This window comes from Streptomyces sp. NPDC051662 (genome assembly GCF_040681655.1).
In the GTDB taxonomy this organism is placed as follows: Bacteria; Actinomycetota; Actinomycetes; order Streptomycetales; family Streptomycetaceae; genus Streptomyces.
In genome coordinates this window covers 55,330-71,029 of record NZ_JBFAZD010000012.1, presented here as the reverse complement: position 1 = coordinate 71,029, position 15,700 = coordinate 55,330, and the positions used below count along the sequence as shown (strand labels likewise).

Annotated in this window: 14 protein-coding genes and 1 pseudogene; 8 read left to right on the top strand and 7 right to left on the bottom strand. The window is 69.3% G+C overall.

Features of this window, described 5'->3' with window-relative positions; translation table 11 throughout:
• Positions 1-117: 117 nt before the first annotated feature.
• From AB0M67_RS21155 to thpR, 3 genes are all read left to right on the top strand, one after another.
• Positions 118-558, top strand: a complete 441-nt coding sequence (locus AB0M67_RS21155) for a MarR family transcriptional regulator (protein WP_249952129.1) — start codon at positions 118-120, stop codon at positions 556-558.
• 335 nt (positions 559-893) lie between these two features.
• The gene (locus AB0M67_RS21150) at positions 894-2,162 is read left to right on the top strand and encodes an MFS transporter (protein ID WP_365747873.1); all 1,269 of its coding nucleotides are present in this window, start codon (positions 894-896) and stop codon (positions 2,160-2,162) included.
• Between the two features lie 308 nt (positions 2,163-2,470).
• Positions 2,471-3,121: an RNA 2',3'-cyclic phosphodiesterase gene (thpR, locus tag AB0M67_RS21145; RefSeq protein WP_365747871.1), complete on the top strand. Its 651-nt coding sequence runs from the start codon at positions 2,471-2,473 to the stop codon at positions 3,119-3,121.
• Positions 3,122-3,339: 218 nt separating this feature from the next.
• On the opposite strand, the gene AB0M67_RS21140 is transcribed toward thpR, so the two are convergent.
• Together AB0M67_RS21140 and pip are read right to left on the bottom strand one after the other, a co-directional pair.
• Positions 3,340-4,335: an aldo/keto reductase gene (locus tag AB0M67_RS21140; protein ID WP_365747543.1), complete on the bottom strand. Its 996-nt coding sequence runs from the start codon at positions 4,333-4,335 to the stop codon at positions 3,340-3,342.
• Positions 4,336-4,485: 150 nt separating this feature from the next.
• Complete coding sequence (gene pip, locus AB0M67_RS21135; protein ID WP_365747541.1) at positions 4,486-5,523, bottom strand: prolyl aminopeptidase; 1,038 nt, start codon at positions 5,521-5,523, stop codon at positions 4,486-4,488.
• A gap of 88 nt (positions 5,524-5,611) precedes the next feature.
• Here pip and AB0M67_RS21130 point away from each other — a divergent pair, with 88 nt between their 5' ends.
• Positions 5,612-6,202, top strand: a complete 591-nt coding sequence (locus tag AB0M67_RS21130) for a MarR family transcriptional regulator (protein WP_365747540.1) — start codon at positions 5,612-5,614, stop codon at positions 6,200-6,202.
• Between the two features lie 57 nt (positions 6,203-6,259).
• Here the strand turns inward: AB0M67_RS21130 and AB0M67_RS21125 are convergent, their stop codons facing one another.
• Complete coding sequence (locus AB0M67_RS21125) at positions 6,260-7,861, bottom strand: carotenoid oxygenase family protein (RefSeq protein ID WP_365747538.1); 1,602 nt, start codon at positions 7,859-7,861, stop codon at positions 6,260-6,262.
• Positions 7,862-8,241: 380 nt separating this feature from the next.
• Positions 8,242-8,785: pseudogene (locus AB0M67_RS21120) on the bottom strand (MarR family winged helix-turn-helix transcriptional regulator).
• A 31-nt stretch (positions 8,786-8,816) separates the two neighbouring features.
• Here AB0M67_RS21120 and AB0M67_RS21115 point away from each other — a divergent pair.
• Both AB0M67_RS21115 and AB0M67_RS21110 read left to right on the top strand, forming a co-directional pair.
• Positions 8,817-9,377, top strand: coding sequence for a carboxymuconolactone decarboxylase family protein (locus AB0M67_RS21115; protein WP_365747537.1), 561 nt, complete (start codon positions 8,817-8,819; stop codon positions 9,375-9,377).
• Between the two features lie 107 nt (positions 9,378-9,484).
• Positions 9,485-10,552 (top strand): WD40 repeat domain-containing protein, encoded by a 1,068-nt coding sequence (locus tag AB0M67_RS21110; protein WP_365747535.1) that lies wholly within the window; start codon positions 9,485-9,487, stop codon positions 10,550-10,552.
• A 33-nt stretch (positions 10,553-10,585) separates the two neighbouring features.
• On the opposite strand, the gene AB0M67_RS21105 is transcribed toward AB0M67_RS21110, so the two are convergent.
• Entirely contained in the window at positions 10,586-11,386 is an 801-nt protein-coding gene (locus tag AB0M67_RS21105) for a TetR/AcrR family transcriptional regulator (RefSeq protein WP_365747533.1), read from the bottom strand.
• A 75-nt stretch (positions 11,387-11,461) separates the two neighbouring features.
• Between AB0M67_RS21105 and AB0M67_RS21100 the strand changes: the two genes are divergently transcribed.
• Together AB0M67_RS21100 and AB0M67_RS21095 are read left to right on the top strand one after the other, a co-directional pair.
• Complete coding sequence (locus AB0M67_RS21100) at positions 11,462-12,583, top strand: ATP-binding cassette domain-containing protein (protein WP_365747531.1); 1,122 nt, start codon at positions 11,462-11,464, stop codon at positions 12,581-12,583.
• On the top strand, positions 12,580-13,419 hold the full coding sequence (locus AB0M67_RS21095) for an ABC transporter permease (protein WP_365747529.1): 840 nt from the start codon (positions 12,580-12,582) through the stop codon (positions 13,417-13,419). The genes AB0M67_RS21100 and AB0M67_RS21095 overlap by 4 nt, the downstream gene beginning before the upstream one ends.
• A gap of 125 nt (positions 13,420-13,544) precedes the next feature.
• On the opposite strand, the gene serC is transcribed toward AB0M67_RS21095, so the two are convergent.
• Positions 13,545-14,663, bottom strand: a complete 1,119-nt coding sequence (gene serC / locus AB0M67_RS21090) for a phosphoserine transaminase (RefSeq protein ID WP_365747527.1) — start codon at positions 14,661-14,663, stop codon at positions 13,545-13,547.
• 199 nt (positions 14,664-14,862) lie between these two features.
• Positions 14,863-15,507 carry an ATP/GTP-binding protein gene (locus tag AB0M67_RS21085; RefSeq protein WP_365747526.1) on the bottom strand — a complete coding sequence of 215 codons (645 nt, stop codon included), beginning with the start codon at positions 15,505-15,507 and terminating at the stop codon, positions 14,863-14,865.
• Between the last annotated feature and the right edge of the window lie 193 nt (positions 15,508-15,700).

The window sequence follows — 15,700 nt, the reverse complement described above, 5'->3', positions numbered from 1 at the left end:
ACTCGTTTGGGTGATCGGCGGCATGATTTTCGCGGCGGCGTGTGCTGCCGGGAGCTCGCGTACAGGTGCGTGCATCCCGGTGGTATTTAGATTGGGTAATGAGTTACGCTAACAAACATGCCTGACCTATCCCACGGCGACGAGAACGAAGCCGCCGTGAACTCTCTTCGCTCCGCCGTCATGCGGCTGGGCCGGCGCCTGAAGCACCAACGTGTCGACGAGTCGCTGAGCCCCACCGAGATGTCGGTGCTTGGCACCCTCGCGCGCTGCGGTTCCGCCACCCCCGGCGAGTTGGCGCGCAAGGAGCATGTCCAGCCGCCGTCGATGACCCGCATCGTGGCGCTGCTCGAAGCGAAGGGTCTCGTCAGGCTGGAGCCGCACCCCGACGACCGTCGGCAGAAGGTGGTCAGCCAGACAGAGCGGGCCGAGGCGATGCTCGAAGAGAGCCGTCGCAAGCGCAATGTCTGGCTGGCGTCCCTCGCCGAGGGACTGGACGATGACGAGTGGGCGAAGCTGCGCGCTGCCGCCCCCGTACTGGAGAAGCTCGCCCACTTGTAATTCGCGCGCCGTAAGGAGGCGAACCCACTTTGAGTACGGGATCCGGAGCAGACTCCGCCCCCGCACCGAAATCCACCCACGACCTCACCACCTCGGACAGCTCGGACCGGGCCACCTCGGAGAACACGACTTCGAAGAGCTGGGCTCCGGAGAGCAAGGCTCAGAACAGCGGTACATCCGACAGCGATGTACGCCACAGCGATGTACGCCACAGCGGTGTACGCCACAGCGGTGTACGCGACAGCGGTATACCCGAGAGCGGTATACGCGACGACGAAATATCCGAGAGTGAGATACCCGACGGCACGGCCGTCAAGCGCACGACCGACGGCGGGATGTTCTCGTCGCTGAAGATCCGCAACTACCGTTTGTTCGCGACGGGCGCCGTCGTCTCCAACATCGGTACGTGGATGTCCCGGATCACCCAGGACTGGCTGGTCCTCAGCCTCACCGGCTCGTCGGCCGCCGTCGGCATCACGACGGCTCTCCAGTTTCTGCCGATGCTGCTCTTCGGCCTCTACGGCGGCGTGATCGCCGACCGCTACCCGAAGCGTCTGCTGCTGCTCTTCACCCAGGCCGCGATGGGCCTGTGCGGCCTCTCGCTCGCCGTTCTGACGCTCTCCGGACATGTCCAGGTCTGGCACGTCTATCTGATCGCCTTCCTGCTCGGCATGGTGACGGTCGTCGACAACCCGAGCCGCCAGTCGTTCGTCTCCGAGATGGTCGGCCCCGACCGGCTGCGTAACGCGGTCAGCCTCAACTCGGCCAACTTCCAGTCCGCCAGGCTCATCGGCCCCGCCGTCGCCGGTGTCCTGATCACCACGGTCGGCAGCGGATGGGCCTTCATGCTCAACGGCCTCTCCTTTATCGCCCCGCTCGTCGGGCTGCTGCTGATGCGCCAGCACGAGCTGCACAAGTCCGTCCGCGTACCGCGCGGAAAGGGCCAGCTCAGGGAGGGACTGCGCTATGTGCGTGGCCGTCCGGAGCTGATCTGGCCGATCGTCCTGATCGGCTTCATCGGCACCTTCGGCTTCAACTTCCCGATCTGGCTGACGGCGTTCGCGCATGGGGTCTACGACGGCGGCGCCGGGCTGTACGCCTTCTTCAACATCCTGATGGCGGCCGGCTCCCTGGCGGGCGCCCTGCTCGCCGCCCGCCGAGGATCCAGCCGGCTACGGGTGCTCCTTCTCGCGGCGATGGCCTTCGGCGTGCTGGAGATCGCGGTGTCCTTCTCGCCGTGGGTCTGGCTGTTCTCACTGGTGCTCGTGCCCATCGGCATGCTCGGCATGACGACCAACATCAGCGCCAATACGAGCGTCCAGATGGCGTCGGACCCGGAGATGAGGGGCCGGGTGATGAGCCTCTACATGATGGTCTTCGTCGGCGGCACCCCCATCGGCGGCCCGCTTCTCGGCTGGGTCACCGATACGTACGGCGCCCGCGTCGGCTTCGCCACGGGCGGCCTGGTCTCGCTGCTCGCGGCGGCGACGATCGGCCTGATCCTGACCCGGGTGGCGGGGGTACGGCTGAAGGTCGGCCTGCGCGGCGGACGCCCGCACCTGGCGTTCGTACCGAAGAAGGAGCAGCTGGCGACGGCCGCGTGAGGCGACGGGAGGTGGCCCCGACCGGGTGAGCTTGGTCGGGGCCACTACTGCGCAGAGGCGAGGGGGTCAGCTGCGAGGGGGTCAGCTGCGAGGGAACTTGTCGGTCTTCAGGGTCAGGATCTTCTCTTCCACGCCGGTGAGCGTGAGGTCGATCTCCTTGCCGAATGCGATGGTCCGTTCCTCCGTGTACTCGCCCTCCTTCGGCTCCGTGTAGATGTGGCACCTGCCGGTGTACGGATCCGCGATGACAGTCCCATCGGGGAGACGGCTGGGAAACTCGGCCTCATGAGCAGGGGAGGTTCATGACCATGAGACTGTTCGCCGCCGTACTGCCGCCCGCCGAAGCCGTCGAGGAACTGGCCCGTGCCGTGGACCGGCTGCGGGGGCTGCCCGGCGCCGACGGGCTGCGGTGGACCGGTCATGACGGCTGGCACTTCACGCTGGCCTTCATGGGGGAGGTCGAGGACGGGCTCCTGCCCGAACTGACCGAGCGGCTGGAGCGGGCCGCGCGGCGTACGGAGCCGTTCGCGCTCCGTATCCACGGAGGCGGACACTTCGGCGGGCGGGCCCTGTGGGCCGGGGCCGCCGGGGAGATCGGCGAGTTGCGCCTGCTCGCGGAGCGCTCCGGCGCGGCGGCGCGGCGGGCCGGGGTGCCGATGGAGGAGCACCGCCGCTACCAGGCGCATCTGACGCTCGCGCGCAGCCGTGGCGGGCGTAGGGATGGGCCTGGTGGTCGTACGGATGTGTCTGGCCGTACGGATGTGTCCGGTCGTACGGATGTGGATCTGGCGTTGTACGCGGAGGCCCTCGACAGCTTCGAGGGCACGCCGTGGGAGGTGGCCGAGCTGGTGCTCGTACGCAGCCGGCTGCCGGTGAACGGGGTGCCGGGGGAGCAGCCGCGGTACGAGGCGGTCGCGCGCTGTCCCCTCGGCCGGGCCCGGCCGAGGGCGTCCGGGTAACCCGGACGTCGGTGTTGTCACCCCCGGCCGTTAACCTCGACCCGTGGACCCCAAAACCCGTAACCGCATCATGGCGGGCGTGCTTGTGCTGATGTTCGTGATCATCGCTGTGGCGGCCGCGGTCGGTTAGTCACCGTCACCGACCCCGGGCCGCCGTCAGCTACGCTCCGTCGTCGTCCGACGTCATCCGTCGCTGGTACGGACCGATCGCCCGCGTACTACCAGGCGAAGGCCTCCGGCGACGGGCCCGTACCCGGGAAGATCTCGTCCAGCGAGGACAGGACCTCCTCCGACAGTTCGAGCTCGACCGCCCGCAGGGCGGACTCCAGCTGCTCCAGCGTCCGCGGGCCGACGATCGGGCCCGTCACCCCGGGCCGGGTCAGCAGCCAGGCCAGCGCCGCCTCGCCCGGGTCGATGCCGTGCTTGTCGAGCAGATCCTCGTACGACTGGACCTGCGCCCGGATCGCCGTATTGGCGAGCCCGCTGCCCGAGCGGCCCTGGGCCGTACGGGACCCGCCGCCCTCGCGCTCCTTGCGGATCGCGCCGCCCAGCAGACCGCCGCTCAGCGGCGACCAGGGGATGACCCCGAGGCCGTACTCCTGCGCGGCCGGGATGACCTCCATCTCGGCGCGGCGCTCGGCCAGGTTGTACAGGCACTGCTCACTGACCAGACCGTACGAACCGAGCCTGCGGGCGGTCTCGTTGGTCTGGGCGATCTTCCAGCCGGGGAAGTTGGACGACCCCGCGTAAAGGATCTTGCCCTGCTGGATCAGGGTGTCGATGGCCTGCCAGATCTCCTCGACCGGGGTGTCGCGGTCGATGTGGTGGAACTGGTAGAGGTCGATGTGGTCGGTCTGGAGCCGCTTGAGGCTGGCGTCCACCGCCCGGCGGATATTGAGGGCGGAGAGCTTGTCGTGGTTGGGCCACGCGGGGTCGGTGGCGGCCATGTTCCCGTAGACCTTGGTGGCGAGGACGACCTTGTCGCGGCGGTCGCCGCCCTTGGCGAACCAGGTGCCGAGGATCTCCTCGGTACGGCCCTTGTTCTCACCCCAGCCGTAGACATTGGCGGTATCGAAGAAATTGATGCCCGCGTCGAGCGCGGCGTCCATGATCGTGTGGCCGTCGGCCTCATTGGTGAGCGGGCCGAAGTTCATCGTCCCGAGGACGAGTCGGCTTACCTTGAGTCCGGTGCGTCCGAGCTGCGTGTACTTCATGACTCCACAGCCAACGCGTTCGAGCGCGCTCGAAGCAACCCCTGCTGGGCCTTGTGGTCGTCTCCGTGCCGGCGGAGGGAGTGGGCTCGGGGCGTGGGGCTCGCGTTCGCGAAACGTGAGCCCCTGGCCACTCCAGCCCGTCTCAGCGTCTCAGTTCGCGAACGCGTCGATCGCCGCCCGTACCTCGCGGCGCTCCTCCGTGCTGCCCTTGTGCCCCGCGTCCTCGATGACGATCAGCCGCGCGTCCGGCCAGGCGCGGGCCAGCTCCCAAGCCGTGCCGAGGGGCGCGCTCAAATCGAAGCGGCCGTGCACCAGGACGCCCGGGATCCCCGCCAGCCGCCCCGCGTCGCGCAGCAGCGCGCCCTCGTCGAGCCAGGCGCCGTGCGAGAAGTAGTGCGCGCAGATCCGGACGACCGCGCGTCGGGCGGCGGCCTCCCGCTCGCCGAACGGGTGGGCCGAGCCGTGCGGCTCCATGGAGAGTACGGCGTCCTCCCAGGCGCACCAGTCGGCCGTGGCCCGCTCCCGTACCGCGGGGTCGGGGTGCTCCGTCAGGCGGGCGTAGGCGGCGACGAGATCGGCGGCGCGCCCGCCGCGCTCGGCCTCGGGGACGCCCGCGCGGAAGCGCTCGTGCTCCTCGGGGAAGATCTGTCCGACGCCCCCGTACAGCCAGTCGATCTCCGACCGCCGGGTCGTGGTGACGCCGGCGATGACGATCTCGGAGACGCGTTCGGGGTGCCTCTCGGCGTACGCCAGGATCAGCGTCGAGCCCCAGGAGCCGCCGAACAGCAGCCAGCGGTCGATCCCCAGATGGACCCGCAGCCGTTCCATGTCGGCGATGAGATGGTCGGTCGTGTTGTGGCGCATGTCGGCGGCGGGGTCGCTCGCGTGCGGGGTGCTGCGCCCGCAGTTGCGCTGGTCGAAGAGGACGGTGCGGTAGCGCTCGGGATCGAAGAACCGCCGGGAGCGCGGGCCGGCTCCTGATCCGGGGCCGCCGTGGACGACGAGCGCGGGCTTGCCTTGGGGATTGCCGCAGACCTCCCAGTGGACGAGGTTGCCGTTGTCGACGTCGAGCATGCCTTGGTCGTAGGGCTCGATGGGCGGGTAGAGCGGGTCGGGTGACGGGGGCTGGGTCGGGGTCTGGGGCGAGGTCTGGGTCGGGGTCTGGGTCGGGTTCTCGGCTCGGGGCATGGGCGGGCTCCCTCGGTGCGGTGTGCGGGTTGTTTCTTGGTTTCGGCGCCGACCCTACAGATGCAACAGCCCTGTTACATTTTCTTTTATGACTTCAGACAGCCCTGGTCCGTATGGCGCGCGGGATTCGCGCGTCCCACTCGGCTCACCGGGTCCCGAACTGCTCGGGACCCGGCTGCGGCATCTCCTCGACCGTCTCGACTCCGGGGTCGAGGCCGTTTATACGGATCTCGGCATGGACGGCTTCCGCCCCCGCTACACCCCCGTCGCCCGCGTCCTGGCCGCCGCTCCGGGGCCGTGCTCCATCCGTGAACTGGCGCAGGCGACCGGGGTGACACACTCCGCGGCGAGTCAGACCGTCGCGCAGATGGCCAAGGACGGCCTGGTCGTCCTGGCTCCGGGCGACGACGCCCGGCGGCGCATGGTGCGGCTGACACCCCGGGCGGAGGAGCTGCTTCCGGCGCTGAACGCCGAGTGGGAGGCGACCTCGGCCGCGGCGGCGGAGTTCGAGGCGGAGCTGCCGTACTCACTGAGCCGGCTGATCGGCGAGGCACTGGAGGCGCTGGACCGCCGCCCCATGAGGCAACGGATCGCGGACCGGGCGGCTTTGGGCCAGGGCGCGGATCCGGGCGCGGACTCGGGTACGGACTCAGGCCCGGACTCGGGTACGGGGGGTTGATCGGTCCGGGGGTATGGGGGGAGGAGGAGGGGATTGCGTGGTTACGCGGTGACGCGGTTACGCGTCGGGGACCCAACTGCCGTGGAATCCGAGGGGTACCCGCCCCGGCAGATGGATACGGGCGACCGGCTCGCCGGTGAAGTCCTGGGCGGCGAGGATGACCAGGTCGGCCGCGCCGCGCTCGGGGTTGTGCACGTAGGCGAGCGTGTAGCCGTCGTCCTCGGCACGGGTGTCCTCGGCACGGGTGTTCTTGGCGCGGGGGTCCTTGGCGGCGCCCGCCTCCGCCCGCGACGGTACGAACACGGCCTCGCCCGCAGCCGCGCCCCGGGGGAAGCGGTGCACCTCGGTGGTGCCACGGAACAGATCGTGCTTGATCAGGGCGTTGCTGAAGGCGCGGTCCGGCGGGACGCCGTCGACCGTCAGATACGCCTGCCACATCGCTTCGGCCGTGGCGGAGTACGCGTAGCGATGCCGCCGGGACACCAACCCCTCGTTGACCCGGGGGAATTCCTGCGGACGGTCGTCGAGACGTCGCGTACGCACGCGGCCGTGCGCCAGGTCGATGGTCCAGCGGTCGAGGGACGGGGCCCCGAGCGCGGTGGGGCCGCCGGAGCCCCGGCCGGCTGCGAAGAAGGGCGCCGGCATGGTGGTGAGATCCACGACCACGGACGAGCCCTCGTCATACGCGTTCAGGGTGTGTGAGTAGTAGGCGGGCGGCACCTCGAACCAGCGGACCCGGCCACCGGCCCGAGGCATCACCCCGACGCGTGCCGGGTGCCGGTCGTTCCAGATGTACGGGACGAGGGCGCCCGCCTCGGCCGCCACCGGGTCGAAGGTCACGGGCATGTCGAAGACGACCACGTACTTCTCGGTCAGGGCGAAGTCGTGCATCATCGGGCTGTCGGCCACCGGGATCCTCGTGATCCGTACGACCCGTCCGGTGCGGTCCACGACGAGATGCCGCACGTGGTCCCACGTCGGGTAGTACGTGATCGCGTGCAGCTCGTCAGCTCGCGCGTCGAACTTGGTGTGCGCGGTGAACGCGCCGCTCAGCGTTCCGTCGAAGTCATGCGTGCCGACGGTGTTCAGCTCGTCGTCGAGCTCGTACGGCAGTGGCCCGCTCTCCTGCACAGCCAGAACGCGCCCCTTGTACGGGATCACGTGGGTGTTGGCCGCGAAGTCGTCCTCCGGAACCGGACCGTCGTACGGCTCGCCCAGCTTGCGGGCCACGGCGGCCGACCGGATCCAGCGGTTGCGGTACCACTCGGCGCGGCCGTTCCTGAGACGTACGCCGTGGACCATCCCGTCGCCGAGCATCCAGTGGTGCGCCATGGGGTCCTCAAGGCCGAGGACGTTGGGACCGTTGCGCAGGTAGCGGCCGTTGAGCTCGCGGGGTATGCGGCCGGTGACGGGGAGATCGAAGGCGGTGAGCTCGTCCGTCACCGGCGCGAAGGGGCCTTCGAGGAAGGGGCGGGTGGGGGTGCGGGTGGGTGCGGGTGTGGGAGTGGGTGTGGAGGTGGGTGTGGGTGTGGGAGTCGTTCTGGCGGTTGCGGCGGTGGCCCGTGCGCCGAGGGGAGCCCCGCTGTGGAGGCCGAAGAACCCTCCGGCGGCTGCTACTGCCGCGCCGCGCATGATGTTCCGCCGAGTCCGGTCGGTCATGGTCGATCCCCCGTCGTGTGGTTGTGGCCGCTGGTCAGCGGCGTGACAACCAGAAGTCTCCGACGGAACGCCCCGCACGTCAGGAGGGCTGGGCCCCGGAGGGTGGGTGTTGCTGGGCCCCGGAACAAGCGAGCTTCCCCGGGGACCCCTCCCCCCGGGCCGCCCCCCCTCAAAGCTGCACTTGCGGTGGAGGGTTGGGTGTCAGGGGTGGAGCGAAGCGGAATCGGCGTAGCCGACGCGACGAAGGAGCGCCCTTGACGCCCAACCCGCAACCGCGAAACTGAAACCTAGGGGCGGCCCCCACCCGAGACCACACGTCCCGGCCCACCCCGACTACCCCTCGGCACGAACCCGCACCCGAAGTCGAACCACCATCCCCCCTACCCCCCCAACCACCCCGCCGCGTCCAAGCGGAATGCCTGGGGTGGCGTCACCGCGCGGAGGTCCGACTCCATGGCTCGGACGCGGTCCCGGCCCAGCGTTTCGGCCCACTCGTCGCGTAGGCGGTCGAAGATCGCGGCCGAGCGGGCGAGGGCGTCGAAGCCGTGTGGGGTGAGACGGACCAGTTTGCGGCGGGCGTCCGCCGGGTCGTCGGTACGTACCGCGTAGCCCAAGGACTCCAGACGGTCGACCGTCTTGCCCGCAGCTTGTTTGGAGACGCCGAGACGGCGGCCGATGGTGACCGCCGTGGCGCCGTCGCGGCCGATGGCCTGCATGGCGAAGCCATGGACCGGCCGTACGTCCGGGTGGCCCTGGCGGGCCAGTTCGGCATGCAACTGGTCGATCAGGGACCGGAATCCCGCGAAGAGCAGCAGGGGCAGCTCGAAGCCGGGCGTGTCCCGGGCATCGTCCCGGCCTCCGTCGTCCACGCGCTCAGCCATTGCGAAGCTCGACAACCTGGTTTACCTTTTTATCGTCAACCATGTTGTCCATCCTATCGAGGAGCGCCCTTCCCATGTCCTCCCGCTTCATTGACCACACCCTCGAATCCGCGCCCGCCGCCTCCCGTCGCGCCATTGAGGCCACCACCCACCACCTGGGCTTTCTGCCGTCCGCCGTCGCTCGTCTCGCTACCTCACCGCAGTTGCTCGACGGCTTCCAGAAGCTCACTGGTCTCTTCGATTCCACGACGCTCGATCCACTCGCGCGCGAGGTGATCGTCATGACCGTCGCCGTACGCAACGCATGCCATCTCTGTGCCGTCATCCACACCGGGAAGCTCAGGGCGCTCGGCGCCCGTGACGAGCTGATCGACGCGCTGCGGGAGCAGCGTCCGGAGCAGCCGCTGCCGGACGAACGCCTCGAAGCCGTAAGGCGGTTCACTCTCGCCGTCCTCGCGACCGCCGGGGGCGTCGACGACGAGACGCTCGACACCTTTCTCGCGCATGGATACACGGAGCGCAACGCCCTGGAAGTCGTTCTTGGCATCGGTGCGTACACGCTGTCGACCCTGGCCAATCGGCTCACCCGGGCGCGGATCGACCCTCAGTTCGGGGCGGAGCCCGCGCTCGCCTGAGTCCGGACCGGTCTTCCGGAGCGGCGACCCGGAGCAGCGACCCGGACCGGCGACCCGGACCGGCCATACCGGCAGGCCGGCGCGGGCGGGGATGGCAGTCTTGGTGCATGCGTTCGCTTCCGCGCCACCCCGGCCCGCGTGTTTCCGGTGCCATCGCCGCCGTACTGCTGATGACGGCCTCGGCGGTGGTGTCCGCCCCCGCCGTCACCCCCGCCGTAGCGGCCGACGAGGGGGCGCCCGACCGGAGCTTCACGATCAAGGACCCGAGGATCACGGAGTCCAGCGGTCTGGCCGCCAGCGGAGCCCATCCCGGTGTCTACTGGACACATAACGACAGCGGTTATGGGCCCCAGATCTATGCCGTGGACTCCAGGACCGGCGAGACGGTCGCGACGCTCACCCTCGAAGGCATTGGCAAGCCCCGGGATGTAGAAGCCATCTCTATGGGTCCCGATGGGAATGTGTATGTCGGCGATATTGGCGACAACCTGAAGGGCGCCTGGGATCACGTGTGGATCTACCGTTTCCCCGAGCCCAAGCAGCTCAAGGACGCGACGGTACGTGCCACACAGTTCACCGTGAAGTACGCCGACGGGCCGCGCGACGCCGAGTCGATGATGGTGGACCCCAAGACCGGGCGGGTCTATATCGCCTCGAAGAACGAGGACGGCGGCGGGCTGTACGAGGGCCCGGCGGAGCTGACCTCGTCCGGGACCAATACCTTCCGGCGGGTCGATGACGTGCCCTGGGTGACGGACGGGGCGTTCTCGCCGGACGGCAAGGAGCTGGTGCTGCGCTCGTACTTCAGCGCGCGTGCCTACGCGTGGCAGAACGGCCGGCTGGGTACGGAGCGCCGGATCAGCGCACCGATTCAGTGGCAGTCCGAGTCGGTGACCTACACGGCGGACGGCAAGGCGCTGATGTTCGGCACCGAGGGCAAGGAGAGCGGGGTCGTGCGGGTGGACCTGGACAAGGGCACCGACGGCGACTCGTCCTCCGGAGGCAACTCGTCCTCCGGAAGCGGGAATTCCTCGTCAGGCGGGGCTGGGAACGGAGGTACGGCCGACGGCACGGGCGGCGGCGAGAACCAAGGGAACGCCACCCTCGGCGCGGTCATCGTCATCGGTGGGGCCGCGCTGGTCCTCGCCTTCAAGCGGCTGCGCCGGAAGGGCTGAGGCGGAGCACCGGCCGTGTCACGTCGCCCCGCGTCACGTCGCCTTCTGCTCCGCCGTCTCGCGCTCCCGCTCCGCCTCCGCCGCACGCCGTTCGACCAGCACCTCCAAGCCGTCGAGGATTCGCTGGAGCCCGAATTCGAAATGGTCGAATTCGGGGCCGAACGCTTCCACGGACAGCGAGGCCATGACCGGATACACCCCACTGTTCATGGCGTTCGACAGAACGGGCTCCTGGGCCTGCCAGAACTCCTCGTCGGTGATGCCCGACTTCTTCTCCGCCTCGATGGCGTGGACATGCGTACGGGCGATCCCGGTCACATAGCCCTCGATCATGATGATCACCGAGATCAGCTCCGGGTCGCTCAGTCCCATTCCCTTGATGCCGGCGAGCGTCTTCTCCAGTCCGCTGACCGAGTTCGGGCCGAGGACCGGTCTGGCCTGGTTCACGGAGAGCAGCCAGGGATGGCGCTGGTGGAGCGCGAGCGCGGCGCGCGCCATCGCCTCCGCGGCGGACCGCCAGCCTGATCCGGAGCCGGGGCTCTCGGCCGGCGCGGCCGTCTCGCCCTGTACCTGATTCAGCATCAGATCGATCAGCTCGCCCTTGCCGGGCACGTAGCGGTAGAGCGACATGGTGCCCGTACCCAGCTCGGTGGAGAGCCGGCGCATCGAGACGGCGTCCAGGCCCTCGGCGTCCGCGAGCGCGACGGCGGTCGTGACTATCCGGTCGAGCGTGAGGCCGGGTTTGGGGCCGCGGCTGGGGCGTTCGCCCGATCCCCAGAGGAGTTCGAGACTGCGCGCGACGTTGCCGCTGCCGGTCGATTCCGTCGATGTCATGAGCTCAGCGTAATCCCCTTGAAAGAAAATGGGTACGGTGTACTCTCATGTGGGTACGCTGTACTCAGTTGATCGATGGCTTGCCTGGGAGGGGCTGTGACCGAACACGCCGTGCTGGCGGAGGCGATCCAGAAGAGGTACGGGGAGAAGAAGGCGAAGGGGAAGAGGGAGAAGGGAGAGAGGGGAGGGAAGAAGGGGGAGCGGCGGGGGACGTACGCGCTCGACGGCTTCGACCTAGCCGTCCGCAGAGGCACCGTGCATGGGCTGCTCGGGCCGAATGGCGCGGGCAAGACCACCGCGGTCCGGGTGCTGGCGACCCTGCTGCGGTTCGACGGCGGGCGGGCGGAGGTGGCGGGCGTCGATGTGGCGCGCGATCCCTGGGGGGTACGGAGCCGGATCGGCCTCGCGGGGCAGTACGCGGCGGTCGATGAGGTCCTCACCGGCAGGCAGAACCTGGAGATGTTCGGCCGCCTCTTCCATCTCGGCTCGCGGCGGGCCGCGTTGCGCGCCGGTGAGCTGCTGGAGCAGTTCGATCTGGTGGAGGCGGGCGGCAAGGGCGTCGGTGAGTACAGCGGGGGGATGAGGCGGCGCCTGGACCTGGCCGCGTCGATGATCCTCGCCCCGCAGGTCCTCTTCCTCGACGAGCCGACGACCGGTCTCGATCCGCGTGGGCGCGGTGAGGTCTGGGACGCGGTCCGGGCCTTGGTGGCGGGGGGTACGACCGTACTGCTCACCACGCAGTATCTGGACGAGGCGGACAAGCTCGCCTCGCGTATCACCGTCATCGACCACGGGCGGGCCATCGCGGACGACAGCCCCGCGGAGCTGAAGAACACCGTGGGCGGCGACCGGATCGAGGTCGTGGTGGCGGAGCGCGCGGACATACCGGTGGCGGTCGAGGCGGTGGCGCGGGTGGCCGACGCGGCGGTGGAGACGGACGACGCGGCCCGCCGGGTGCACGCGGCGGTGAGCGACCGGGTGGCCGCGCTGACGGAGGTGGCGCGCACGCTCCAGGACCGGGGGACGGCGGTGGAGGACATCGGGCTGCGCAGGCCGAGCCTCGACGACGTGTTCCTCCGGCTGACCGGGCGCCGTACGGGCGTCGACGCCGACACCGCCGCCGGCCCGGACGGGGGCTCGGACGGGGGCTCGGGCGGGGACCTGTCCGCAGATGTGAAGGAGGGGGTGGCGGCATGAGTGTCGCGCTGGATCTGGAGACCGGGAGCGACTACGGCGGCGGCCATGGCCGGGCGTACTGGGCGGTGGCCGACTGCTGGAATGTCGTACGGCGAGGGCTTACCCACTACCAGCGCCAACCGGTCTATATCGTCTGGCAGTTGGGCTTCCCGATCGTCTCCGTGCTGCTGTACGGGTACGTCTTCGGCAGCGCCATGAAGGTGCCGGGAGGTGGCGACTACCGGGAGTTCCTGATGCCCGGGATGTTCGCGATGACGATGGCCTTCGGCTTTATCAACACGGCGGTGGCGGTGGTCACCGACCGCTCCAAGGGGGTCGTCGACCGGTTCCGGTCGATGCCGATGGCCCCGTCCGCGGTGGTCACGGGCCGGGGGGTCGGCGATCTGCTCACGGCTGCCGCGGAGCTGCTGATCCTGGCCGTGACGGCGTTCGTCATCGGCTGGCGATGGGACAGCGGGTTCCCGGGCGCGCTCGGGGCCTTCGGACTGCTGCTGCTTCTGCGCTTCTCGCTGATATGGGTGGGGGTATGGCTGGGGCTGCTGGTCCCCGGTCCGGAAGCGGCCGGGAACCTCTACGTGGTCGCCTTTCCGTTCACGATGATCTCCAGCGTCTTCGTGGCGCCCTCGCTGATGCCTGACTGGCTGGGCACCGTGGCCGCGTGGAATCCGGTGTCCGCGACGGTGACGGCGACGCGGGAGCTGTTCGGCAATCCGGTGGCGAGCGGCGGCACCTGGCCGGAGGAGCACGCCCTGTTGTTGTCGGTGGCCTGGCCGGTGGCGCTGACAGCGGTGTTCGCACCACTGGCGGTACGGAAGTTTCAGCGGCTGAGCAGATGAGTGAGTAGCGGAGACGAGCCGCGGGGGCGCATGCGACGGGCCCCGGCGCGGTGTGAGTGCGCCGGGGCCCGGGAAGCAGCGAGCCGAACCGCCGAAATCCGTGGGATCGCGTGGGATCCGGACGGTCAGAGGCGTTCGATCACATAGTCGATGCACTCCGTCAGCGCCGTGATGTCCGCCGGGTCGATCGCGGGGAACATCGCCACGCGCAGCTGGTTGCGGCCCAGCTTGCGGTAGGGCTCGGTGTCGACGATGCCGTTGGCGCGCAGCGTCTTGGCGACGGCCGCCGCGTCGATCTCGTCCGCGAAGTCGATCGTGCCGATGACCTGCGAGCGCTTCGCCGGATCGACCACGAACGGGGTGGCGTACTTGGACGCGTCGGCCCATCCGTAGAGCGTGCGGGAGGAGGTGGCCGTACGGCGGACCGACCAGTCCAGGCCGCCCTGGGAGTTGAGCCAGGTGAGCTGCTCGTTGAGGAGGAAGAGTGTGGCCAGCGCCGGGGTGTTGTACGTCTGGTTCTTCAGCGAGTTGTCGATCGCCGTCGGCAGCGAGAAGAACTCCGGGACATGGCGTCCCGAGGCGTGGACGCGTGCGGCGCGCTCCAGCGCGGCCGGCGAGAAGACGCCGATCCACAGGCCGCCGTCGGAGGCGAAGGACTTCTGCGGGGCGAAGTAGTAGACGTCCGTCTCGGTGATGTCGACCGGCAGGCCGCCCGCGCCGGAGGTCGCGTCGACCAGGACGAGCGAACCCTCGTCGGCGCCCGCGACGCGCTTGATCGGGGCCGCGACACCCGTGGAGGTCTCGTTGTGGGTGAACGCGTAGACGTCGACGCCCGTCTCGGCCTTCGGGTCCGGGTGCGAGCCGGGATCGGCGGAGATGACGGTCGGGTCGGCCAGCCACGGCGCGAGCTTCGCCGCCTTGGCGAACTTGGAGGAGAACTCACCGAAGGAGAGGTGCTGTGATTTGTTCTCGATCAGACCGTGTGTCGCGATGTCCCAGAAGGCGGTGGAGCCGCCGTTGCCCAGGATCACCTCGTAGCCCTCGGGGAGCTCGAAGAGGCTCCGTACGCCCTCGCGCACCGCGCCGACCAGGTTCTTGACTGGGGCCTGGCGATGGGATGTACCGAGGAGCGACGTACCGGTGGCGGCCAGCGCGTCCACCGCCTCCGTCCGCACCTTGGAGGGGCCTGCGCCGAAACGGCCGTCGGCGGGCTTGATGTCAACGGGAATCTCGATATCGGCCACGGGCCGGAGCGTAGTCGCTCGCGTAGCACGCCCGATAACCGTGTCCGTCGGGTGAGACACGGTGAGACACCCGCCAGGGCGGTGGGAAGGGGGACGCGGAGGCTGCGCTCGGGTCCCGCCGCCCCCTGGCTCCGCAGCCAGAGCTTCACCCGTACGGAGGACTATGGAGGACCACGAGGACTACGGAGGACCAGGGCCGTCAGGGAGTCGCCGCCGTGGCCGCCGCTCTCTTCTCGGCCAGGGCGTGGAGGTACTCGACGAGCGTGATCAGTACGTACTTGCTGGACGAGCGGTCCCGCGCGTCGCACTCCACCAGCGGCACATCCGGCGCCAGAACGAGCGCCGCGCGGATCTCCTCCTCCGTGTGGACGGGCCCGCCGAAGTCGTTGCAGGCCACGATGAAGGGAATGCCGTGGTGCTCCAGCCGGTCGATCGCGTACCAGGAGTCGGAGAGACGGCGGGTGTCGACGAGTACGACCGCGCCGAGTGTGCCGGAGAAGAGCCGGTCCCAGAGATACCAGAAACGTTCCTGCCCGGGGGCGCCGAAGAGATAGAGCACCGAGCGCGCGTCGAGGGAGATCCGGCCGAAGTCGAAGGCGACGGTGGTCGTGTTCTTCCGCTGGAGGCCGTCGAGCCCGGCGAGTCCGCTGATGTCCTGGCCCGAGCGCGTCATCGCCTCCTCGGTGTTGAGGGGACGGATCTCGCTGACGGAACGGACCATGGTCGTCTTGCCGACGGCGAAGCCGCCGACGATGACGATCTTCAGACCGTTGTCGGCGGTACTGGGCAGGGCCTGCCGGTCCGTTGACGGGCCGGCGGCCCGTTCGGAGGTTGCGGAGTCCAACGCGCACCTGCTCCAGGATGTGGGGATCGGGAAGGCGGTCGGCCGCCCGGACCGTCCGGGATGAGGGGCACGGGCGTTGTTGAATAATGCTCAAACGGTGGCCACTATATGAGAATTGACGATCAGTTTGGGAGGTTCATGTTTCCTTTCTTTGCTGTTCCGGGAGCGGCGAATCAGGAAGAACCGGGACGGT

Excerpts from the sequence above, each read along its gene's own strand:
- AB0M67_RS21150 (WP_365747873.1), top strand. The coding sequence starts at position 894 with ATGTTCTCGTCGCTGAAGATCCGCAACTACCGTTTGTTCGCGACGGGC.
- AB0M67_RS21105 (WP_365747533.1), bottom strand. The coding sequence starts at position 11,386 with ATGACATCGACGGAATCGACCGGCAGCGGCAACGTCGCGCGCAGTCTC.
- AB0M67_RS21125 (WP_365747538.1), bottom strand. The coding sequence starts at position 7,861 with ATGACCGACCGGACTCGGCGGAACATCATGCGCGGCGCGGCAGTAGCA.
- AB0M67_RS21130 (WP_365747540.1), top strand. The coding sequence starts at position 5,612 with ATGACTTCAGACAGCCCTGGTCCGTATGGCGCGCGGGATTCGCGCGTC.
- AB0M67_RS21100 (WP_365747531.1), top strand. The coding sequence starts at position 11,462 with ATGGCTTGCCTGGGAGGGGCTGTGACCGAACACGCCGTGCTGGCGGAG.
- pip (WP_365747541.1), bottom strand. The coding sequence starts at position 5,523 with ATGCCCCGAGCCGAGAACCCGACCCAGACCCCGACCCAGACCTCGCCC.
- AB0M67_RS21110 (WP_365747535.1), top strand. The coding sequence starts at position 9,485 with ATGCGTTCGCTTCCGCGCCACCCCGGCCCGCGTGTTTCCGGTGCCATC.
- thpR (WP_365747871.1), top strand. The coding sequence starts at position 2,471 with ATGAGACTGTTCGCCGCCGTACTGCCGCCCGCCGAAGCCGTCGAGGAA.
- AB0M67_RS21140 (WP_365747543.1), bottom strand. The coding sequence starts at position 4,335 with ATGAAGTACACGCAGCTCGGACGCACCGGACTCAAGGTAAGCCGACTC.
- AB0M67_RS21155 (WP_249952129.1), top strand. The coding sequence starts at position 118 with ATGCCTGACCTATCCCACGGCGACGAGAACGAAGCCGCCGTGAACTCT.
- AB0M67_RS21115 (WP_365747537.1), top strand. The coding sequence starts at position 8,817 with ATGTCCTCCCGCTTCATTGACCACACCCTCGAATCCGCGCCCGCCGCC.
- AB0M67_RS21095 (WP_365747529.1), top strand. The coding sequence starts at position 12,580 with ATGAGTGTCGCGCTGGATCTGGAGACCGGGAGCGACTACGGCGGCGGC.